Source organism: Paenibacillus sp. GM2 (assembly GCF_900069005.2).
Lineage (GTDB): Bacteria > Bacillota > Bacilli > Paenibacillales > Paenibacillaceae > Fontibacillus.
In genome coordinates this window covers 1,131,307-1,155,171 of record NZ_LN831279.1, presented here as the reverse complement: position 1 = coordinate 1,155,171, position 23,865 = coordinate 1,131,307, and the positions used below count along the sequence as shown (strand labels likewise).

General features: G+C 47.8%; 15 protein-coding genes. 2 read left to right on the top strand and 13 right to left on the bottom strand.

The window, feature by feature from the left end:
* Positions 1 to 11: 11 nt before the first annotated feature.
* The 5 genes from coaD to BN1360_RS14945 all read right to left on the bottom strand — a co-directional run bounded on the left by coaD (position 12) and on the right by BN1360_RS14945 (position 5,578).
* Complete coding sequence (gene coaD / locus BN1360_RS14965) at positions 12 to 524, bottom strand: pantetheine-phosphate adenylyltransferase (RefSeq protein WP_068780654.1); 513 nt, start codon at positions 522 to 524, stop codon at positions 12 to 14.
* A gap of 47 nt (positions 525 to 571) precedes the next feature.
* Positions 572 to 1,126, bottom strand: coding sequence for a 16S rRNA (guanine(966)-N(2))-methyltransferase RsmD (rsmD, locus tag BN1360_RS14960; RefSeq protein WP_068780653.1), 555 nt, complete (start codon positions 1,124 to 1,126; stop codon positions 572 to 574).
* Positions 1,127 to 1,754: 628 nt separating this feature from the next.
* Positions 1,755 to 3,926 (bottom strand): 1,3-beta-galactosyl-N-acetylhexosamine phosphorylase, encoded by a 2,172-nt coding sequence (gnpA, locus tag BN1360_RS14955; protein WP_068780652.1) that lies wholly within the window; start codon positions 3,924 to 3,926, stop codon positions 1,755 to 1,757.
* Between the two features lie 247 nt (positions 3,927 to 4,173).
* Entirely contained in the window at positions 4,174 to 4,923 is a 750-nt protein-coding gene (gene gpmA, locus BN1360_RS14950) for a 2,3-diphosphoglycerate-dependent phosphoglycerate mutase (protein ID WP_068780651.1), read from the bottom strand.
* A gap of 61 nt (positions 4,924 to 4,984) precedes the next feature.
* Positions 4,985 to 5,578: an HD domain-containing protein gene (locus tag BN1360_RS14945; protein ID WP_068780650.1), complete on the bottom strand. Its 594-nt coding sequence runs from the start codon at positions 5,576 to 5,578 to the stop codon at positions 4,985 to 4,987.
* A gap of 99 nt (positions 5,579 to 5,677) precedes the next feature.
* Between BN1360_RS14945 and BN1360_RS14940 the strand changes: the two genes are divergently transcribed.
* Positions 5,678 to 6,358, top strand: coding sequence for a tetratricopeptide repeat protein (locus tag BN1360_RS14940; protein WP_068780649.1), 681 nt, complete (start codon positions 5,678 to 5,680; stop codon positions 6,356 to 6,358).
* 286 nt (positions 6,359 to 6,644) lie between these two features.
* On the opposite strand, the gene BN1360_RS14935 is transcribed toward BN1360_RS14940, so the two are convergent.
* The 4 genes from BN1360_RS14935 to rpiA form a co-directional block, all read right to left on the bottom strand.
* Positions 6,645 to 9,800: an MMPL family transporter gene (locus BN1360_RS14935; RefSeq protein WP_068780648.1), complete on the bottom strand. Its 3,156-nt coding sequence runs from the start codon at positions 9,798 to 9,800 to the stop codon at positions 6,645 to 6,647.
* A complete protein-coding gene (locus BN1360_RS14930; protein WP_068780647.1) occupies positions 9,797 to 10,255 on the bottom strand; it encodes a MarR family winged helix-turn-helix transcriptional regulator in 459 nt (152 codons plus the stop codon). Before BN1360_RS14930 ends, BN1360_RS14935 begins: the two co-directional genes overlap by 4 nt.
* 239 nt (positions 10,256 to 10,494) lie before the next feature.
* Entirely contained in the window at positions 10,495 to 10,932 is a 438-nt protein-coding gene (locus tag BN1360_RS14925; protein WP_068780646.1) for a GNAT family N-acetyltransferase, read from the bottom strand.
* A gap of 16 nt (positions 10,933 to 10,948) precedes the next feature.
* Positions 10,949 to 11,623 carry a ribose-5-phosphate isomerase RpiA gene (gene rpiA / locus BN1360_RS14920; RefSeq protein WP_068780645.1) on the bottom strand — a complete coding sequence of 225 codons (675 nt, stop codon included), beginning with the start codon at positions 11,621 to 11,623 and terminating at the stop codon, positions 10,949 to 10,951.
* Positions 11,624 to 11,770: 147 nt separating this feature from the next.
* On the opposite strand from rpiA, the gene BN1360_RS14915 reads away from it, so the two are divergent.
* Positions 11,771 to 11,968, top strand: coding sequence for a hypothetical protein (locus tag BN1360_RS14915; RefSeq protein WP_068780644.1), 198 nt, complete (start codon positions 11,771 to 11,773; stop codon positions 11,966 to 11,968).
* A gap of 197 nt (positions 11,969 to 12,165) precedes the next feature.
* Here the strand turns inward: BN1360_RS14915 and BN1360_RS14910 are convergent, their stop codons facing one another.
* From BN1360_RS14910 to BN1360_RS14895, 4 genes are all read right to left on the bottom strand, one after another.
* Positions 12,166 to 12,843, bottom strand: coding sequence for a DsbA family protein (locus tag BN1360_RS14910; RefSeq protein ID WP_068780643.1), 678 nt, complete (start codon positions 12,841 to 12,843; stop codon positions 12,166 to 12,168).
* A gap of 123 nt (positions 12,844 to 12,966) precedes the next feature.
* On the bottom strand, positions 12,967 to 14,205 hold the full coding sequence (locus BN1360_RS14905) for a bacillibactin exporter BcbE (RefSeq protein WP_068780642.1): 1,239 nt from the start codon (positions 14,203 to 14,205) through the stop codon (positions 12,967 to 12,969).
* Between the two features lie 88 nt (positions 14,206 to 14,293).
* Positions 14,294 to 16,636: an RNA polymerase recycling motor HelD gene (helD, locus tag BN1360_RS14900; RefSeq protein ID WP_068780641.1), complete on the bottom strand. Its 2,343-nt coding sequence runs from the start codon at positions 16,634 to 16,636 to the stop codon at positions 14,294 to 14,296.
* 368 nt (positions 16,637 to 17,004) lie between these two features.
* Positions 17,005 to 23,829, bottom strand: a complete 6,825-nt coding sequence (locus BN1360_RS14895) for a putative Ig domain-containing protein (RefSeq protein WP_068780640.1) — start codon at positions 23,827 to 23,829, stop codon at positions 17,005 to 17,007.
* Positions 23,830 to 23,865: the final 36 nt, after the last annotated feature.

Sequence of the window (23,865 nt, the reverse complement as noted above, 5' to 3'; positions counted from 1 at the left end):
CATTGCTCGGCTCATTGTGGCTTTGGCATATCTTCGTATTTTTTTCTTAGGGCTTGTTCAATTTCATTCGGAACCAGGTCCCCAAGATCACCTTTGAAATAGGCGATTTCCTTGACTACGCTTGAGCTAAGGTATGAATATTTAGGGTTCGTCATCATAAAGATCGTCTCGACATTATGATTAAGCTGGTGATTCAAGGACGCGAGCTGTAATTCATATTCAAAATCCGTAACCGAGCGGATCCCTCTAACGATGACGTCCGCTTTGCGATAATCCACATAATTAACGAGCAGATCACGGAAGCTGTCTACCTCAACATTAGGCAAATGGCCCGTTACTGTAGAGATTAGCTCTTTGCGCTCCTCAACCGTAAAGAGCGGTTTCTTGCTCAGATTGTTCAACACAGCCACGATGAGCTTGTCAAACTGACGGGAAGCCCGCTGGATGATGTCCATATGTCCATTGGTAATAGGATCAAAACTGCCCGGATATACGGCGATTCGCGGTGCTTTTTGCTGTTCCATAAGTACTGTTTTCCTCCTTATATGACGGGGTGTCCTAGTCTGAACTTCTACGGCTCATACCTGTATATGGATACGGCAGTTTCTCCGTACTCCGCTTTGCGCAGCTCTGTAAAATTGCCGAAGCAGCTCGGATAGACATAGGAAGATTCATACTCCAACACAACCGTCGCGCGATCTTCAAGCAGTTTAAGCTCGTCCATCGCTTGCATCAGCTTTTCCCCAAACTTAAGCCGATACGGCGGATCAAGGAACACCAGCTCGAATGCTGCTTCGCGCTTGGCCAGCACCTTCAGTGCTCTTTCCGCATCATTCTTATAAACCTCTGCACGTTCCGCCAAACCGGCGGTCTGCAAATTGGCACGCACCACTTCGACGCTCTTGTAATCGAGGTCCACGAATACCGCCTTGTCCATACCGCGGCTGAGCGCTTCGATGCCTAGTCCGCCCGTCCCCGCGAACAGATCAAGCACGGCACCGCCGTCAAAATACGGCCCGATCATGCTAAACACAGCTTCCTTCACTTTGTCTGTTGTCGGCCTTGTTCCCATCCCGGGAACCGCCTTCAGTGTCCTGCCCCGGGCACTGCCCGATATGACTCTCATGCTAGTTCACACACCCTTGCACAATGCCGCTCTATTAAAAGTCAATTCAAAAGTCCGCTTTTGATAAGAAAACCTTAACAAGGCCATTTAAGAATAAGCAATCGCGGCTTGATGGCAGGTTTTCATAAGTTTCGATACTAAAACTGGACGGTTTGAACACAATCAAAATAGAGCAATAATATAATTTTCAGGCTCCAAAATGCCTGTCGATATCGTACCATACTCCCGCATAGAATGAAAAATGTAATTTCGAATTACTTTTTAAGGATATACATGTATAAATCGCCCAGGCCCGGGCAAACTTGAACTATCGACATCACCAAATGTCGTAGACAACCGCGGAGAAGACTTACGTTTCCCCATAAGCTCTTCGTCCGGTTTCTCCTCTCCCATGATTGGGGCCCTCGTAAAGGGGGCCCTGACTTTTTTATGTTAAATGTTCTCTCCACGACGGCCTTCCGCTCCTTACACGCAATTAGAATCTCTTCCATGCTGCCATGTCCCTTTCAAAGGAAAAAATCCATTCCATCCCCAAGCTTGCACACTAAAAATCCCCCTGAGAAGTGACTCCTTACTGCCACATCAGGGGGATTCTATTTAATGCTTGGTCATCGCTTCAGCGGCTAACTTACATGTTGAACCAACGCAGTTCGCCGCCCTTGAGTTCTAAATCGAAGCTCTTGCCGTTCGCATATACTGTCGTGTTGCGTGGCTCCGCGGTATTATTGACAACGCAATACGTGCCTGTCTCCGGATAGACATGGATCTCCGTATGCGCATCTGAACTAAACCAATTGTGCAATTCGTTATCTTTACTGCATGACCATAAAATAGCGCGGTGCAGCAAGCGAGCATTCTCCGCACTGTATGGCAGCCCGCCGATATAGACCGAACGACCGTCAAAGTAATTGTTAACTGCAAACTGCACTTCTTTATCATTGCAAGCTAAAATCTCAGCGCTCGTCGCATATACGTTCTTCTTGCCTTCTCCAAAATTAATATCACCATCCATATCGGCGGTAATAAAGTGAGAAGACAATACGTCCCAATTATATTTATCGTAGCCGAGGGTGAAGCCGCGCTCCAGTTCTACGCCAAGAGCATCGCCCAGTTGGAAGAAGCGGCCTTGGTGCTGAACCGCAGAAGGTTCGCCTACCCCGATAAAACCGCCTCCGCGAGCAATAAATCCGCGAATCTGCTCAGCGATATACGGGTCCTTCCAGTTATCGCCGCCAGTATGTGCCGTATCTGCGTCACCGATATTAATAATGACGTCGATATCATTTAACAGCTGCGGCTGGTCACGAATATCATCAAAGCTAATGAAAGATACATCGAACGGAGCACCACTCAAAATTTCAATAATCCCCGCATAGCTGTAGTTCTGCTTCTGATACAGGGCATGATGCACCATATGGCAACCCCAAGAGCGCATTTTCCCCCAGCAGTTCAGAACAGCAACCTTAGCAAGGCATAGCGGCTTCGTGCGAGCTTTTTCATATAAATCACGGAATTCATCGGCCACTTGCGTTACATATTCCACAAAATCCGGGAAGTCCAGCGCCAGCTTCAAGTAGCCGCCATAACCGATGCGATCCACAGGCTTACGCAAAATAGCTCGTCTTGCTGTTAACCAGTTGTCTTGAGCTTCTGCTGTCGGATTGCCGCCAGGATGGAACGTATCAGGGAAGAAGTAAGGCAAAAAGCGCCCTTCTGTGTATTTCACGCCAGGAATATCGCTAATTAAGCGCAGTGTCGAACCATTGCCCACGCTACCCACGACTGCATCCAGTCCGATCGTTTTAAACTCGTCCATATAAGGCTCTGTACCAATAAAATGGTCGCCTAAGAACATCATCGCTTCGCGGCCTTCTTCATGGGTAATATCCACGAGTTCTTTCGCCAGCGCCGCCACCTCGCGACGTTGGAAGGCCATAAAGTCCAAGTATTGTTTAGAGGGAATCCGATACTGATTGTTATAGTAACCTTCGTCGATAATATATTCCGGACGGAACTTATAGCCTACTTCACGCTCGAACTGGTCGAGGATATAAGGGCTGACGCTAGCGGAATAGCCGTACCAGTCCACGTATTTCTCCCGGCGCAGCTCATCGAAGATAAGCGTGAACTGATGGAAGAAGGTTGTGAAGCGGACTACATTAACATAGGACTTTTCGCGCAAAAATTCACGCAGTCTGCCTTTAGAGTATTCCCGTGTCTTAGGCTGACGTACATCAAACGTAATTTGTCGTTCGAAATCCTTCCAATCATTAACGACCGCATTGTACATATGGACAGGATCCCAGATCAGATAGGTCAAGAAGCTAACGCTATACTCATGATAAGGTGTCGTGTGATTAATAACTACACAGCCGCTTGCTTCATCATAGCTCCAGTGATTTGTCAGTACGACCTCGCCAGTGGTACGATCGATGACTTCCCACCAACGGTAGATATCATCACGGTTGTTTACCAGCAATAAGTCTTCGCTAATCCCTTCCAACAACCGAATAGAGAGAGTCGCATCTGTAGCAGCTACAAATCTCGTAGAAATATAGCATTGCTGTACTTCATCAGGGTTTGCTTTTGCCCAATGGTTGTCTTTACGGGTCGTATAATAAGTAGCGTATATTTTCGCTCCACAATCTACTAGCTCTTGCGGGAATGTTGTGCCGTCTGCATCGCGTACTGCATCAGCGCCCCATAGCTCCATCGTTTTCAGTGTTTCTCCTACGACATCAAGGTCGGTAGGGATTGTGAGGCGCCCTCGATTTTGTTTGCTCTGATTCTGCTTGTGCATATGAGACATGCTCCTTCCAAAATAACTGATGGTTGCTTTCATCATACTTAGCAAGCCATAGAGAACCAAGGATGAATTATGACCTTCCACGAGTAAAATTTTGACCTTTCAAGCGAATGAAGATAAATGCTGTTACCTTTGTGCTGGTTGGTCAGCGCTGCGAGAAATGTGCAATATTTAAACTTCAATCTCAAAAGCCAAGATCCTAAACATCAGACCTTGGCTTTTGAACGAATTATTTAAGCAATTACTCCATAATCGTATCTGGATTAGCGACGGTTTCGATCTTTTGCTCAATCTTCCCTTGGCTGCCCAGATAATATTTCTCTATCGGTTTGAATTGCTCGTCCAGCGTGTACACGAGCGGTGTCCCCGTCGGAATATTCACATCCACAATTTGCTCACTGCTGAGCTGTTCCAGATATTTGATCAAGGCACGCAGACTGTTGCCGTGCGCTGCTATAACGACTTGCTTGCCTTGAATGATCTGCGGCTTGATCTCCCGCTCCCAATAGTCCTCAACGCGAATGACCGTCTCTTTGAGACTCTCTGTTAACGGAAGCTCCTCATCGGTGAGCTCATTATATTTAGGGTCATGGCGAGGATAACGATCATCTTCCTTAGTCAGCGCAGGCGGCAGCACATCATAGCTTCTCCTCCAGAGCAGCACCTGTTCATCCCCGTATTTTTCCGCCGTATCCGACTTGCTTAAGCCTTGCAGCGCCCCATAATGACGTTCATTCAACTGCCAGGTCTTATGAACCGGAATCCACAACAGCTCCATCTCATCCAAAATATGATAAAGCGTCTTAATCGCCCGCTTCAGGTAAGAAGTATAGGCGATATCAAACTTGAAATTTGCCGCTTTGAGCAATTTTCCGGCTTCCTCCGCTTCCTGTACGCCCTTCTCAGACAGCTCCACATCTGTCCACCCGGTAAACAGGTTGAACTTGTTCCATTCACTTTCTCCGTGTCTGACCAATACTAGTTGATACATCGTTAACACTCCTTCCAATCTTATCTTACAGCGATACCGCCGATCCGTCCGGTTCTACCATCTATTCCTGTAAATAACCTTTCTGAACCGCATCCCGGATCAGCCCGGTTACCAGCTCATATAGAGAAGGCGCAATATCTGCCACATCGGAAATACGCTCCAACACCTGTGAGCTCCTAACGCCATGCTTCCTCCAGGATAAACCGCCTGTATAATAATTATGCAACAACGGTTGAATACGATCAATTGCCACGGCATACTTTGCCTCCTGGCTTTGACGCTGCTCAAACTCAAGCCATAAAGCTATAAGCTCCTGCTTCTGATCCTCCGGCAGTAAACCGAATATCCGCTCAGCTGCTTTCATCTCCCGCTCCTGTTTATCCTCATGCCCTGCCGCATCATAAGCAAATGTGTCGCCTGCATCAATTTCTACAATATCGTGAATAAGCAGCATGTTCAGTACCTTTGCCAAATTCGGCGGCTCTGGCGTATGCTCCAGCAGCACCATCGCCATCATAGCCAAATGCCAGGTATGCTCCGCATCATTCTCTTGTCGCGATCCATCCATCAGCACCGTCCGCCGCAGTATATGCTTCAGCTTATCGATTTCTTTAATAAATTCAATTTGCTTCAGAAGTCTTTCACTTTGATTCATAGGTTCTCCCCTCTTCGTTCTATATTTCTGCCTATCTACATTAATATCATGAATATGATATAATTGGTAATCATTATTAACGGATGGTGGGCCTACAAAATGAGTAAATTGTCCATATTGCTGTTCCTATTATTATCTTGGGTTACCGGAAACCCTCTAATTGCCATCATTATTATTCTCGCTGTTGTTTACTTTCTGGATCGGCGTTATGTCGGCGTTATGCCCAGCATTGCCAAGCCTTTTCGGCGCTCCAGCAAAATTAGGAAGCTGCGGACACAACTCGCCTCCAGTCCGTTTGATGTCTCTTCCAAACGCGAGCTAGCCAGACTTCTGATTGAATCGAAGAAATATGCCGAGGCTCATAAACTGCTTGAAGAGGCCAGGGAAGCTTCCGGGGATTCCGCCGAGTACTGGAGTGATCTAGGCGCCGCATCCATCGGATTACAGCAGCTCCAGGACGGAGAACAGCAGATGCTGCAAGCACTTCGTCTGAATGAACGCGTTAAGTACGGGCAGCCTTATCTACAACTGGCTACCGCCTTCAAGGATAAGGACCCGCAAAAAGCGCTGGACTATGCCTCAAAATTTGGTGAAATTCAATCTTCCTCCAGTGAGGCTTATTATTTGCTCGGTTCCCTGTACCAATCGCTGGGCCGCAAGGATGAAGCCAGACAAGCACTCGGGGAATCCATCTCCATTTACCGTTCGCTCCCGAAATATAAGAAGCGGCATGAACGTGGATGGGCCTTGCGAAGCGCAATAAAACGGAACTTCCTTTAAATTCATTTAGCCTAAGCAAAAGGACGACCTCTTCCCGCTAAAACACGGGATTGGCCGTCCTTTTTTTATAAAATACAACCCTCTAACGATACTGGATATCACTATTCGCATCTAAAAAGACTGCTAAAAACTGTAACGAACGGGGTATCGCTATTGATGTGAAGCAGAGGCTAAATGCCTGCATTTCACCCTTATAACGATATGTTGTTTCGTTAGTTTTAAATTACTGCTGTTTTGCGGGAAATAGCGATCCGGAGTTTCGTTAGAAACTGCGCAAATTGAGTAGCTAAGCATCAATCCCATGATCGCTGGAATTCTCGCGTCTCCGCATAAAAGGCCACCAATTCGCCTGGCCGAATATTCTTACGAACACCGGGATCAGGAATGGCAGTACAACAACCGCATACAGGAACAGTCCTGTCAGCACGAGCGTTGAAATCTGCAGCATCGACAGTACCCCTGACGGATACATCGACGCCATTGTACCGCCCAGAATAACGGCTGCCGACAGAATCACAGTCCCCATCTTCCGCATCGAATGCACGATCGCCTCTCGGACATCCAGTTCGCCATGCTCATTGAAGCGGTCCATCAGGAAGATGCTGTAGTCTACGCCGAGAGCGACCAGAATAACAAAGCCAAAGAATGGCGTCGCCCAGCTCACGCCGGAGTACCCGAGAATATGAACGAAGATGAGCTCGGTTAAGCCCACCGATGCGAAGAAGGTTAATACTAATGAAGCGATAATATAGATCGGCATCACAACAGAGCGAAGCAACAGAAGCAATACGATGAAGATGCCCGCAAGCATGAAAATAACCGTCCGCGTGTAGTCTGCGTCAGAGATCGTCTTCAGGTCATTAAATGTACTGGATACGCCGCCGATCGCAATTTCCGCATTCGCAAGCTTTGTACCTGCAACAACCTTGTCTACTGCAGCCTGCACCTGGCCGATCTGATCGATCGCCTCGCGCCCATAAGGGTTGCTGGAGAAGACGACGTCCAATGTCATCACCTTGCGGTCTGCCGATAGATAAGTATCCAAGAGCTGATCAATCGCCTGATTATTCATCGCCTCCTGCGGCACATAATAACCGCCCAGGCCGTTATCACTGCCGCCAACCTCGTTCAAATATTGCTTGGCAGTAGCAAGCCCGCCGGACACTTGGCCCAATCCCTCGACACTCTGATCCAGCCCGTCTGTAAGCTGACTGATTTGTCCGGAAAATTGCGAGAAGCCGGTTTGGATCTGCTCCTGACCTTGCTGGATTTGGGTCAGACCATTTACAATCTCAGGCAGCTTCTTCACAATTTGCCCCTGACCATTACCCGCTTGATCAAGACCCTGCTCCAGCTGCGACAGTCCGGAGATAAATTGCTCCAGTCCGCCTGCCAGCTGATGACTTCCTTTGGCGGCTTCGGCATAACCTGAATTCGCTTGTTCCAATCCTGCCTTCACCTGTTCAAGCTGACCTGTAGCCGTTCCAAGACCACCGGCGATCTGTTCCAGACCTTGACCGGAGGCTGTAACCGTTCCGCGTATGGTCAAATAGTCCTGATCTCCAACCAGCTCAGGATATTTCTGCTCCAGACTGGCGAAGGAGGCATCCAGTTGTGAGAAGCCCTTTGCAATCCCGCTCAATTGCTGCTGAATTTGCTGATATCCATCGCCCAGCGAAGCAATTCCTCCAGCGATTGATTGATAGGATTGCAGCAGCTTATCGTTCGCCCCCGCCAGCTCTTCTGCGCTCTGTTTAAGCTGCTTCAAGCCCTGCTTCAAGCTGCCAGCTCCCTTGGAGCTATCCGTGATCCCCTTCTGGATCTGCGACAGACCGTTCGACAGAGCGGAGATTCCTTCCTTCAATTCCCCGGTCCCCTCAACAAGCTTGCCCGTGCTTTCCGCCGCTTCCGCCAGCTTAGGTTCATTTTCATTCAGCGCCTGGCTTGCTTCCGCCAGCCCGTTTTTGATTTGAGACAGGCCTTCATTGCCCTCTCCAAGACCTGCGCCAACGGTCTTTACTTGATTTGCGATTTCAAAATCCTTCTGGATCTCCCCCGTTGGGCGGCTGAGGCTGCGTACACTGGCAACTCCGTCCACCTCCATCACAGCGCGACTGATTTTCTCAGCCAGTACAATATCCTCCGAATGATCCATCGTCTGATCACTCTTGATGACGATCGTCGTTGGCAAGGATTCTCCGGGTTCGAAGCTATCTGCAATTAAATTGTACGCCTTCACGGATTCGTACTGCTCTCCAATCTCCTCCATACTGTTGAAAGAAACGTTGTTGCTGTAGGAGATGACCAGGGGAACTGTGATGACTGCCACGAGCAAGGCAGAGGCCCAGGGTTTCTTTACAGAGAAAGTGCCGATTGCTCCCCAGAATCTGTTATCCTTATGCTCAATAGCTCCCTTCATCGGCCAGAATAGCCATTTGCCAAGCACGGCCATAAAGAACGGTACAATCGTAACAAGTGCAAGCAGCATAACAGCGATGCCAACGGCAACTGCTACGGCCGAACGATAGAGTACAAATTGGGAGAGGCCGATTGTTGTGAACCCAACCAATACCGCAAGCCCCGAGAAGAACACGGTTTTTCCTGCTTTACGATAGGTCTGGATAATCGCCTCCGGGATTTTATCTGTTAACTGAAGCTCTTCCTTAAAGCGGCTGATCAGAAGAATACAATAGTCTGTACCGATGCCGAACATGACCGCAACCATAAAGATCTGTGTGTATGTAGAGACAGGGAAGTTATAATGAGCGACAAGAAATGCTACGATCGATTGGGAGATCAAATAACTAATTCCGACAGTAAGCAGCGGTATAAATGGAGCCACGGCTGAACGGAAGACGATGAAGAGAATCACCAGAATAAAGATCACCGTAAAATACTCTGATTTCTTCAAACCTTGCTCCGAGCTCAAAATTACATCTTGATTAATTTGCTGAGCGCCGGTCATGTAATGATCCACCTTAAGCGACGAGAGCTCATTACGAATATCCTGTTCTATTTCCTCCAATGGACGCTGATCCATTTGCAGGCTTAATGAAGCAAGAATCGTCTTACCGTCAGCGGAAATCATTTTATCCTGGGCCTCTGGCGTATCAAACGGATCAATCATCGAACTAATTCCGAGCTGATCCATGGATGAACGCAGTCTGGATAAGGCTTGCTCAATCTCTTTCTTATCATCAGCAGCAATCCCGCTATCCTGATGGAAGACAAGGGCTACACTGCTTGATTCCCCTTCCCCCTCCTGTTCAGCTGCCGTATTTAATATGCGGGCGGCTACTTCCGAAGAGTACCCCTTGGGTACGGTTATTTCACCTTTTTCCCGCACAAGTTCTGTCATAGATGGCGCTGTAATCACGAGCAGTACTGCTACAGCTATCCATAATAACAGGAACCCCCATTTCGCCTTTAAGATGTACTTCATATCGTCGGTTTCCCCTCCTCAACCAGCTTAGCCAATTTCTCAAAAGGTCGGATAAAGCCGTCAATTTCCTCTGCCGAAAAATGAGCCACATAAGCCGATAACATATCCATAATCGATCCTTGCATCTTGGAATATATCATTCTGCCGTGCTCCGTTAGGGATAAATAGACGACGCGCCGATCTTGGACGTCTCTCGTCCGCTCGACAATCCCCTTGTCTACCAGCCTGGTAATGATGGCTGTAATCGAGCTTTTGCCGACCGAGAAAGCCTCGGCAAGCTCTGTCGACGTTCCGTTCTCATGCGTTGCAATGTAATCGATGATTTGATATTGATCAAGCGTCGCGTCATCCTGAATCACCTCTCCGATTTGTACATTCAACTTTTTGAACAGTACGAAGTATGCTGCCATGTAGCGTTCAACCAATTGCCGCAATTGATAGTCCGATTCGTTCATTTCATCCTCCAAAAATAACGTACTAAATATCCAAAACTGTTCTACATCAGAACTATTATAAAATCTAATAGTTCTATAATCAAACTGTTCGATATAAGAACTATATCGCATAATTATTTGAAGATCAACTTCCGATATTTCTTCATTTTCGTTATCTGCCTATATCTCCACCAGAATACAAAAAAAGCACAGCCGACAGATCCTGCTGTCGTCTATGCTTATTCCCGCTATGATTTCAATTATTCCTCTCCGGCATCGATTTCCACTTCATAGGTACAGCGGAATTGCTCCATACCCTCTTCGTTTGCAGGCAGGCCCGTAATCCGGAAGCCGATATTGCGGAAGAAATCGGCACCATCCTCATCTGTAACGGTGATAATGAGGCGAGGATTTTTCAGCAAAATCGTCTCCAAAATAATTCCGCGTCCATATCCCTTCAGGCGTTCCTGAGGATGAATGACCAGCTCTGTAATGACCAGTTGATTCTGCTCATCCATCGTAAAGCCGATGATCCCGATGAATTCCTCCTGGTCTTCAAACACGTACAACTCTTGTGAGCCTGAGGTTCGATACCGATCCATCACCTTGTCCACCTCGGAAGGTTCATAGTAGAACGCATCTTCCAGCAGCTCGCGAACTTCATGATCCCATTGGCTATCTGCCAATTTAATAAGCATCCTTAGTCCTCCCTCACTACTTCTTCTCGATGACCTCGGTGCGTCCATCCTCATATCCGACCACAACCGTATGGGCAATATCAACGAACAAACCATGCTCGATAACCCCGGTCATGGCCTTCAACTCGCGGTTGAGTTGACCTGGATCGGAGATTACGCCAAACGAAGCATCGGCAATGTAATTGCCATTATCCGTGACGTAGAGCTCTCCGTCACGGGTGCGCATTTCAATCGGCACATTGTAGATCCGCTTCAGCTGTCCGAAGGTCCACTCATAGCAGAACGGGACAATCTCAATCGGCAGCTTGAAGCTGCCAAGATGCGTTACTATTTTACTGTGATCAGCAATAACGATGAAGCGCTCACTGTTGATAGCAACCAGCTTCTCACGCAGCAAAGCGCCGCCGCCGCCCTTAGTCAGCGCCATGTTGCTGTCCACCTCATCCGCCCCATCGATCGCCAGATCAAGGCGCTCAACTTCCGCTGCGCGAATCAGCGGAATATTGTATTTCTTCGCCAATTCCTCTGAAGCATTCGAAGTGGCAATCGCCTTTATTTTCAAACCTTGAGCTACGCGCTGCCCGATCTTCTCTATCGCATAATACGCCGTTGATCCGGTTCCCAGTCCAACGATCATTCCATCTTCCACCCATTCTGCTGCACGGTACCCTGCTGCTTGCTTCGCATTCATTGCGTAAATCCCTCCTAAATGGTATAAAGCCCTGGATCAATATTTTCACGTACATCCCCAAACTCGGTTTCTTCCCTTATCCCTATCCATGTTATAATCAAAATCTGACCTTCGAAGTAAACTCATACGGAAAACGAGGTGACGGTAATGAGAACCGCAGACCAAGTCAAAGCCAAGATCATTGAACTGTCCCAACAGAAAAAAACATTCGAATCCATATCCTCTGCAATGAACCCGGATGACCCTGGAGCCAGTGCATTGTCGCTAACGATTAACCAGTTGAACGACAGGATTATGATGCTGGAATGGGTGTTGAACGAACCGAGCGGCAAATATCATATGTAACCTTGTCCTGTCTGGCGAATCAGCTTATATCATAACAAAAAAACGATAAGAAAAACACTAAGTCCGCGATACCGATTTTCTAATCAAAGACGGCCTTTTACTACAACTTACAAAACATCTGTAAAAACAAAGAACGGGCAGCCTTTGCTTTGCGTTCTGCAAGCCATAGGCCAACCGTTCTCATTCTCCGTATGTCGTTATTGCCCAATCGCCGCCTGTATTCCTTCCCAGGAGGTATCATCGACAGCTTGTCCGTTGATAAATACAAATGGCGTTCCATCGACGCCCTGCTTCTCTCCAATGAGAAGGTCGCGCTTAATGTTGGCGATATATGTCCGATCATCCAAATCCCGTTCAAATCGCTTCAGATCAACCCCAGGGATATTCTCCTTAACCAAATTCATAATAAACTTTTTGTTGGCCCAGGCCGTCCCCTTACTCCCCTGATTCTCCATCATGAGATCGTAATAGGTCCAGAAATATTGCTGATCCTGTTGGAATAAAGTTTCTCCAGCGAGAGCAGCCAGGTTCGAATCAGGAGCCAGGAATGGGAAATCGACATAATAATATACGGCATTGCCTGTGTCCAAGTATTCGCTCTTAAGCTTAGGGAAGATCTCTTGTGTCCATTGCTTGCAAGCCGGGCATTTGTAATCCGCGAATTCCACGATCTTCACAGCTGCTTCTGGATTCCCCACATAGGGCTGATTAGCTTCGTCAAAGCCATCGGGGACTTGTCCCGCCTCCACCTGCTCCAGATCCGGGAATTCGGCTTGTTGTGAGTTCTTCTCATGGATGCGAATAAACACGAGTACAGCTACTAGCAGCACTGCTACACCGATTAATGCCCACAATCCCCATTTCTTACTTCTCATATTCTTCCTCCCAGGACACAAAATAGTAATATTTTGTGCTGATTGTATGAGTTTTGGAGGTAAATAACTAGGAGAAATGTCACATTTCATCGGCGCAGATTACCATTATTTTGAAAGCGTATTCTAATGCTGTGGGCGCAGGGCTTCAGACAGACCGCCCTTGCCCTCCTTCGATTCCGGTTTGACCATGACTAAGAGCAGAATCATGGCCACCAGAGAAATGCCGGCAATTACGAAGAACAAGGTCATATGACCTGACTTGACGAGCAAGGACACCACCGGTGGCCCCAGCGACACCCCGATAAATCGCATACTGCTGTAAATGGAAGTAATCGTGCCACGCAGTTCCTTCTCGATCCCTTCGGTAATAAGCGCATCCGAGCTAGGCAGGACCATGCCGATTCCCGCGCCGCAAACGATGAGACAGGCGAGCACAAAATAGATATTGTTGAAAAAACCAATCCCGAATAACGCCCCTGTAGACAGGAGCAGTCCAACTACACCGCACCATTTCATCAGCACTTTGTTCTTGCCGATCTTCTTGCCTGTGAAGTAAGACGCGAGGCATAAGGATGCAAGCGGGATCGCCAGCACAAAGCCCTTGAGGACGCCGTCCAGACCATGCCTCTTCTCTAATTGCTCGGACAAATAAAAAAGTACGGCAAAGAGCAGAAACATCGAAATCCCGCCAATGATGAATATGGCGTACAACCATCTTCCCTGCGAAGCGAATACGCCCTTCACCGACTTCCAGAACTGCTTAAATGGCTTTGGTTTACTCTTGTGCTCAGGCTCCTTGACCAGGAAGATCACAAGGAGTAAGGAGCATAAGCATAACACAGGGATAGCCAGGAATGGCATATACCATATCCATGCTCCGAGCAGTGCCCCCAGAATCGGGCTAAGCACCTTGCCAAAGGTGTTGGAGGTCTCGATAATGCCAAGGCTCTTGCTGATCTCCTTGTCATCATCAAACATATCCCCAACAAGTGGCAGTACGGTCGGAAATGCCCCCGCTGCCCCGATCCCCTGCAGAAATCTGCCGCCAATAATAATCCAGTACAGCATCATTCCATTAGAAAACCAGGGGGCTGCGCCGCAGATTCCCCCGCCAATCCCCGCTATGATGAGGCTTGGAATAATTACGGCCTTACGCCCGACCTTATCCGACAAGTAACCTGCAATCGGAATCAATAAGATGGCAACAACCGCATAGACCGTGATCAACATACTCACCTGAAGTGAAGAAATGTGCAGTTCTCGCGAAATCTGTGGCAATATCGGGATCAGCATGGAGTTGCCCAAAGTCATGATCAGCGGAATGGATGCTAACGCCGCCAGATCCCCCTTCTTGTTACCCATCATTCGGACACCCTTTCCATTCATGTAAACAACAATCATGGTTAGTGTGGAGAATATTCCGTAAAATATTCCGAATGCATTTGTTACCTTATTTTCTTACAAAAGATTGCGAATCCGTCTCTGCCATAAATCGGCTTGGCTCTCCTGCCGAATAAACATGCAGCAAATGCATAGCCCTTGTACAAGCTGTATAGAACAGCTTGCGCTCCGACTCGCGGGTATATTTATCGTTCGAGCCATCGAAGATAAGCACGGCGTCAAATTCCACTCCCTTAGCGAGATAAGCTGGGATGATGTGAACCCCCTTCTCGAAGGAAAGCGTCGTTTTTTTAATTAATCTGGCCTCCAGATCCTTGGCGAGATGATCGTGAACCTCTTTGCTCTCCTCCGCCGTCTTGCAAATGACAGCAATCGATTCATAACCCTCATTCCGCAATGCCGTAACATCCTGTCTGATCTGTGCATACAAATCATCCTGACCTTGTACAACCACCACTTCCGGTTTCTCGCCTGCACGATTAAACGGAATGATCGCCTCTCCTCCCGGCAGCATACCGCGCGTAAACTCAACGATCTCCCGGGTCGACCGATAGCTCTGCCGCAATACGATCTGCTCGCTGTTATCCGATCCGTATAAATCGGTCAGCACAGACGACTGCTGCAGTACAGAGGAATGCGCATAAATCGCCTGATTGAGATCACCGAGAGCTGTCATCCGCGCACGCGGGAATAAACGCTTCAGGAAGAACAATTGGAATGGTGAATAATCCTGAGCCTCGTCAATAATGACATGACGGATCGCGTGATTGGAGTGAAAGCCCAGGATCATTTCTTTCAGATAAAGGAATGGCGTAATATCCTCATAGAATAATTCTCCGGCCTTGATCTTAGAAAGGGTGCGTCCGCAAATGAGCGGCCAATCCTCCGGCAAAGCATCCATATGAACCTCCTCTGCGATCTCCGACGGTTCAAATAATTGACAATACAGCTTCGTTACGTCCACAAAGCGCAGCGATTTGATCCATTTACGCAGCGGCTTCAGGCGCTCGCTGACCACCATTCTGCCCAGGATGGTTCTCTCCTCTTCATACTCGCTGATTTGACCATTGCTTTTCTGCTGCTGACGGCGCATCCGCTGGTAAGCACGCTGATAGTCCTCGGTATCAAGAAGCTGAATTTGCTCATCCACCCACGGCTGGTTAACCTCCTCCTTGCCGAAGGCGGCAATCTCCTTAAGCAGCCATTCCTTGAGCAGTTCACAACGATTGGCCAGGGTAATCGCCGGGTCATAAGCATAGAAGCGTTGCGAGATAGCTTCGGCCCCAACGATCTCCCGGCCCATAAAGCGCAGCGGTTTGAATCTCATGCCCTTTTGCTCAAGCAGCGCTTTATATCTGCCGATCGCCTCGAAGAACAGCAGTGAGGATTTGTAGCGAATCCCGTTCATACGGGCCTGATAAGCATCATCCTCTTCACCGGATAATACATATTCAATCTGGACGAACGGGTCCTCCAACTGGAATTCCCGGCCAAGACGCCGCTCCAGATACTCCTGGAATGTCGTCTGCAGCATATTCTCTTCCCCGAGCTCCGGCAATACCGTGGATACATAGCTATTGAACATCGGGTTCGGAGAGAACAGGATCATCTGATCAGCACGAAGCGTGTCGCGATGCTTGTATAGCAAATAGGCCACACGCTGCAGCGCAGCTGAAGTTTTACCGCTGCCTGCTGCTCCCTGAACAATCAGCATGCGTGAAGTATCATTACGGATGATGCGGTTCTGCTCCTTCTGGATCGTCGCCACAATACTCTTCATCTGCGCATCCGAGCTTCTGCCGAGCACTTGCTGCAACAATTCATCGCCAATTGTTACCCCGGTATCGAACATTACCTTCAAGTCGCGCCCGCGGATGACAAACTGCCGTTTGAGCGTCATCTCCCCTTCAATCGTGCCGGAAGGCGTCTCATAAGAGGCCGGGCCAGGGACGCTATCATAATATAAATTCGAAATCGGTGCACGCCAGTCATAAATCAGAAATGTCTCATCATCTTCTTCCAGCAATGAAGCTATCCCCAGATAAATCGCTTCGCCTTGCTCTCCTTGCTCGGCAAAGTCGATGCGGCCAAAATAAGGGGATTGCTGCAGCCGTTTCAGCTTCACAAGCGAATTGTAAGCCAGTTGGTGGCGCTTCTCCCGCTCGGACAACACTTCGGATTGTTGTCTTAAACTGGTTGAAGTTTCCCCTACATCATCCGCCTCACTGAAGTTAACCGTAACCTCATCCCAGAAATCCTTTCGCATAGATACGACATCACCACGGATTGTTCCAACTTCTGATTCCAGGCGGGTTATGCGCGTTTCGATCTGATCCTCGACATACTCTACCCGACGCTGTTCCGCCTGCCGCTCCTTGTCATGATTACTCAAAATAGTCGCCCCTTTTGTGAATTAATCCCAAAAAATAACTTCCTCCAGACACCCCAAAAAATCTATTGACAAACACAATTCAATGTGATAAAATTAAATTGCTTAATCCTTGGTCTATTAATATAGATTGGGACCGCTCTTTATTGTAACACTGATATGTAGCAAATTCAATCTTATGTTCTTTTTCAATTAGGAGTCCTGTCCCTTTGCTGACCGTCTGCCGGTTCAGCAAAGGGACAGGACCTTTTTAGTTTGTTCGACTCTCTTCTTCCCCATCCAAAACAAGAAGCCTTCTAACATAACACTTGACTACAGTGTATGTCAGAAAGCTTCTTGTGCAGCTGGTAATGATATTGGTCAGACCGATACTATTTCATGATGGTAATGGTTTTAGTAGTATTATCAAAGGTTACATCTGCACCAAAATACTCGGCAATGAAACGGAGCGGAAGCATAGTGCGTCCGTTAACAAGCATAGCTGCTGTATCCATTTCCGGTGCAAGTTCTCCGATTTTAAAGGATAGGCTTTGATCGTCTAAAGCAATGGTTACAGTTTTGGTAATGTTATCCCAGCCAACATTAGCGCCTAAACTCTCGGCGATAAAACGCAGCGGCACCATGGTTCTGCCTTTCACTACGAGCGGTGCCACGTTCATACTTGATTTGACTCCGTTCAGCATATATTCCGCCTTACCAAGGGTAAGTTGCAATGCAACAGGTTCGCGCTTGGTTGTGACGAAGAAATAACCTGTCCCTGTTGCTAGAAAAGTGAATTTACCGGACTTGCGATCATAGTTGCCGCCTAAACGTTCCTTGTTGTCGTCTGCGAGAAGTTTGATGCCGCAAAGCTTGCTGATATCGCTAGCTTGCAGCTGCTCCTGCGACAGGTCAAAGGTTACTGGAATAAGTCCTGTATAATCCGTTATTACCTGGTCATCGACCAAGATTTTGATCTCGTATCCCCGTCCCAGGCTTCCATTTCCCTCGTCTACTGGCCTAATGGCAATCTTCATCGTCTTGCCTGTATTCAGTTGCTTCAATAAATCAGAAGACAATTCAATTGAAATGGTGCCATTTGACACGGTTAGCGGTTTATCCGCTTTTATAATCGAATCCAGCGTGCCGTTGTGAAGCTCAAGCTCATCCGTTTCAGGTGACATTGTGAGCAGCAGGGAATCCCCTTGCTTCAATTGCTCTTTGATGGCGTTATCAATAGGATCCACGACCGGTGTGGTGCTGCCGTTGTTCCCTGAATTCCCGCCATTTCCATGATTACCGTTATTGTTGTTATTGCCGTTATTGTTTTCATTGCCATTATTTCCACCATTGTCGTTGGCTGCAATAACGATAGTCAAATCTCTCATATCCCTGCCGATATTATTGGAGGCTGTAACAGTGAATTTGTAAGTCCCCGCTTGCGTTGGAGAACCGGAAATAACCCCCGTAGCTTCTGCTAAATTCAGCCCCCATGGTAAACTCCCCTCGGTCACCGTCCAAGTAACTGGAGCATCCCCACTGGCTGTAAGCGCCTCTTGATAATTCTGATTTATTTTGCCGTTTTTCAAAGTGATGGTTGTAATCGTTGGCGCAGTACCAACCGGCTCTTCTTCTGCAATCTCAATCCTTAGCCATTGCTCACCGCTGCCATAATCATTCGTTGCCGCAACAGTGAACTCGTAATCTCCCGCCACTTGAGGCGTACCCGCGATCATGCCGGTGGCTTTATCCAGGTTCAAACCTAGTGGCAAGTCACCTCCACGGGCCTCCCAGGTCATCGGATCGCTTCCATATACTGCCAGCGTGACCGTATACTCTTGGCCAACTTTACCATTTGGCAGATTCTTGGTTATAATCTCTGGAGCGGTGCCCTCTGGTACATCTTGAGTGATTACTAGGCTTAATGTCTTTGAGTCGCTGCCTGCATCATTGTTCGCTTGAACTTTGAAAGTAAATTGTCCCCTCTGTTCCGGTAAGCCAGAGATAATGCCTGTCTCCTCATCCAGGCTTATGCCCTTTGGCAATTCACCATCTGTAATCGTCCATTTGATTGGCGCGTCACCTGCTGCGCTCAGAGCTGCTGAATAGGTTTGTCCAACTTGGCCATTTTCAAGTGAATCCGTCATAATCGTTGGCGCAGTACCTTGTTCATCTTCAATCCATTTTGCATATAATTCGGTATCGCTTGTTACAAGATCAGTAGCGAAATCCCACGCGTTGTTTAACTCTGCATCCCGGTACCAGCCGCCGAACACGGCGTCACCTTTTGTCGGGGCTTTCGGCTCGGTAATGGTACCGCCCCTGTCAGCGAACATCATCGCCACTTCACTGCCTCCGCCCGAATCAAAAGCTACGGCATAAGGGTTGTGCACACCGATCGACGGGCTTCTGCCGCCTAGTGGATTGCCGAAGAAGTCTGTTCTCTCTGTCATATGAGGCAAAGCATTCACGCGATCAACAAAGGGGCTTACCACTTCCACACCCGCACCATAGGCCAGGTTATTGCCATCAGCAAGACGGAATCCGCTCATTGCGCTGTAATCAAGCGTCGCAGCAGCGGTTCCGCTGTTGGCAATCCAATGCTCCGGTGCTGACTTATAGTCATTTAATATTGAATTTAATTCCTCTTCCGTGACATAGCGGTTGTCGGCTGCTGTTACACCTGCGCCCAGATACCCGCCGCCACCTGCATTCAGGCTGCCAAACAGATTTGCTGGATAAACTATGTTATTCGTAAACCGTCCGGCAATAAATGGAGCAGAGGTTCCTCCGCCCTTTAGGCCAACATTGCTGTTAGCCCCCGTATAGGCAAAAATATTATTTTGGAAATAAATATGCAAATTCGTCGCCGTTGGATCAAATACTAACGAGCTGCTATTTTTCAAGGGGGACACGATGACATTGTTATAGAATAATCCGCTGGACTCTTCGCTAGTGGAAGAACCCCCCGCAAGTAATAGAAGACTGTTGTAGCTTTTGTTAAAATCCGGGCTGCGTCCGTCGTTCACGCTGACATTATAACGAATGACGTTGCCCTTGGCGGCATTCATCTGCAAATACCAGCCGCCATAGTTATTTCGGCTATAGTTGTATTCGTAGACATTATCTTGGCAGTAATTATCAATATCCCAAGCCATACCATCATTACTTGCATGATAAGGATTATCTACCGATTCGTTATAGCGGAAGATTGTTCCTTTACTTGCCATAATCCACGCTGCGGCATAATTCTGCGAGCCAAGGTAGATTGGTGTATGATTATTGGGTCCCCAGTTCGATACCAGATTACCGCTCTTATCGCTCAAATAGCTGTATCCGCTGTCTGTGACCACATTTCGTTCCACCAGGGAGTTATTCCCGCCGGATATAACTATGCCATCTCCAACCGAGCTTGAAACCCAGTTGTTTCTAAACACAGCTTTTGATGCCCAAGGATAGCTAGAGTTGCTCCAAGTGATGCCTGTATGATTAGTCCCTGGATTACTAGGCCCATAGGCATTGTTGCGAATCCCTTCATTATCGCAGCGAAGGGTCTTGTTGCCTTCAACCAATACATCGACATAACCATTAATAATAATGCCGCCGGATACCTTGCTTGCTCCGTTTGCTTGGTGCAGGCCATTGACATCATGGACATAGTTATCGCGAATGACGATGCCTTGCATACGGGCATCGGCATAATCCTGAATATTAAACTGGCCTTGTCCCAGCTTGGAAATGCGCGACATTACAGCGATGCCGGAACGGCCGTCACCCGCTGTATTGCCGATGTTCGTTACTTCAATACCGCTGACCACCCAATAATTGACGTCATACAACTCAATCGCTCCGTTGACAGAAATTCCTGATGAGCTTGACGCTGTTCCTCCGCCATTAATAATCGGCCGTTGGTTAGGGTCGGTCGTATTATATTTAGTAAGCGTTATCGGATTTCCTTCTTCGCCGTTGCCACGCAGCCTGATTGGTTCATTCCATATACTGTTTGCATCCAAATAAATGGTAGAACCCGGTAAAAACACATATTCATTTATTTTGGAGATTGATTTCCAGGCTGTCTCCGGTGTGCGTCCATCGGCATGATCATCACCGTTATTGGAGATATAAAAGTCACGGACTTCACGAGGCGTAATAGTCAATTCGAATGTGATTTCGGCAGGGTTAAGGTCAAGTCGGATGATATATTTTCCAGGCACAATGTTGTTTCTGGCAAATGCATCTTTTTTGATCGTCAGCACATTGCCATTGACCGTATAATCCACGGCATGTTCAAGATCCACATCTCCGATTTTTACGCCCGCTAGATCTGCTAAATCAGGGTTTACAGTAACTTTATAATCATCCAGACCAATAACATAAGTGCTGTCCTCTGAGTGAGTATAGACTTTAGGCAAGAGCTTTAATGTTACCGATGCGGTTGCTGCCCGGGCTGTCACCTCACTATCCATGACATACACATCATCGATAAAATGCTTGTTCTGCATATCCTTGATCGTTCCGGCTTTATTGCCCCAGTTCGTAGCAAGCTGCAACCCATTAATATTTTTGATGCTGCTCACTACAGCTGTGTCGAATGGGCCGCCTTCTACGGTTTGTCTGTATATTTCTTTTCCATCAATTTTATAGGTTGTTCCCGCTGAGGTGACGAACCACTGGAATTTATGCCAGCCTTTGCTGCGCTTGGCGTCTACGGGATAGAATCTTCCGCTGGACCCGAACCTGACGGAATAATTCGTCATATTTTCCACCCAATTGCCATCCGCATTGCCATAATTAATTACGATATGCTCATTGGACGACGGAGTGAAGCCAAATACCGCGTGGTCACCGGAGGCCACTCCTCCATCATCGTAGTACCAGGCGGTAACAATCGTGGTCTTCCCATCAGCAGGAGCATAATTATAGGTGCCTGGGACAGTAGCCGCCTCGCCAGCCCCACTCGTTGTCGCCGCCTGCGTTCCGGTACGGGACATCACGCTGCTTTGAGCGTATCCGCCCACACCGGTTGTAAATTTCTTATCCCCTTCAAACCCATCGTAAAACATCATGTCAGACTTCTGGAAGTAATCGACCCTGACATTTACGGTGACCTCTTCGTTTTCTGTCGGAACATAACCTTCCTTAACCGTTACAAATCCGGCATCATCAATTTCAATTTTATCTTTGTCTTGATCCGCTGGACTGAAGCTGATGTGATCTGCAACGAAAACATCCGCCGTGTCGACGATGAGTCGCGCACTCTCTCCTGCCCGCAAGGTTTCATTCTGACGTACTAACGCAACATTGGCTGAATAAGCCGCACTCTCCCCTGATTCCTCAGAATCCAGGAAGCGCGTCGTTGCGCTGCCAATCGCCTTGACTTTAAACGTATCATTCAGGCTTGGAGACAGAGCCGCATCAGTTCCTGTTACAGCAACAGGGCTTCCATTAGCCGCTCCGCCACTGACAAGCTGAACCGAATACGCCGAAGCATTAGCGACGCGATCCCAGGTAGCATAGGTACCGTTCCATCTGACATTCACCGGTGCAGATAAGCTCTCGATCGTCAATATGCCGGCTGCCGCAGCTTCTTCACTGATATTTCCTTCCGCATTAATGACAATGGCTGTCACGGTGTAGTCGCCTGCCCCCATTGCCCTCGCATATGGCAGAACATGATGCCTTTCATGATTGTTAATCTGATCGAGTCCTCCATTTTTGGATAAATAATAACCAACGGGTTCCCCGTCTTTGAACAACGTGACAAGGGTATCACCGTAATTGGAGCCACCGGTATAAATACCCGTGTTCGGGTCAAGTATCGGATGAATTGGCGCATTCACCTGTGTATTTGTATGAATTAACAACGGTGCCGCTTGCGATTTCATCACGACCCCCTCGGCCGAAGACACCAGGCAATAATAAAACTTGCCTTGTTGTGCAGCCGAGTCCACGCTTGGCAGCGTTAATACTGCAGCATTTCCTCCGGCGACCTGCGTCGCATTCAAACCGGTCTCATCATCAGATACATACCATTGGAATGCTGCGGCAGCCGCCGATGCCGCAACGCTAAATACAGCTGTTTCGCCTTGGTTCACTTTTGCCGCTGTGGGCCCAGTCAGAATCTCCAAATCCGATAATCCGCCCGGAGGCACTAAGTTCAATGTGAGCGTTCTTGTGCCTGTAACGGTGGGAGTATCTTTAACAACATAAAAGTCATCTATTAGATGCTTGTTATTAACATAAGCATTGTTGCCTGATTGGTTATTCCATCCTCCAGCTATTTTAGGTTGAATAGTGGTACCGCTCTTCATCGCTTTATAAATATCATGCTGGGCCAATTCGGATACTCGATTTCCGTCAATTTCCAAGGTCGCACCATTGGGTGTAATAAGCCACTCAAATTTATGCCAGCCTGTGGAACGTTCAACTCCGCTGTCTTTCCAGCGTTTCGCCGCTGATCCTGCGGATGATGGCGCATACGCCCAAGTATATTTGGTTGGGTTATGGATAACATCAGCCTGTGAACTTTGATAGAAGGTCCCGGCATAGGTGGCATTTTTGCCATCAAGAATGCCAAATTGGGTTCTGGCAGTCGCTGTCTGTTCCTCATCCGGATAAGGGTCGTAATACCAAGCCGTCATTTTATAATTGCTTCCAGCCGGTAAAGCTACGTCTTGGTTTACATTTTCAGTATTGGTTGTGCTCGCCGGTGTAATCGCTTTCAATCCGGAGCGGGATTGAGCATCGGATAGGGAAAATGATGTTCCTAGCTTGCTCGTTGACGTTAGCGGACCATTGTTGTTCTCGAAGTCCTCCATAAATAACACGTCAGCATCATGATAATAACTCGCTGTGGCTGTGAGTGTTACAGGAATGCCTGGATCCCCCGGGGCAGCAAAGGTATAACCGTTAGCCAATGTCACGTTTCCGTTATCATCGACGGTCAGCAGGCTTGGGTTGCTCGAATCATAGCTAAACTCATCGATCACCGGTCCTTTGACAAGACTGCTTACTGGCGAGCCTTTATAAGTAAGGTTCACTCGGCCTGCAAGCTCTGAAGCTTGCGTCAATTCCAGTACAACAGAGTCAAATGATTCTACTGATCCCCCTGCAGCTGAAACTTCAGCTGTAGACACCAAGCCAGGCAGACCAGAGAATGTCAAAGCTGCTGCAGTGACGATGGATAGAGCTTTTTGCATCCATTTTGATCGTCTCATTTGGCAATCTCCCTTTCTTAAATTAATATTTATATA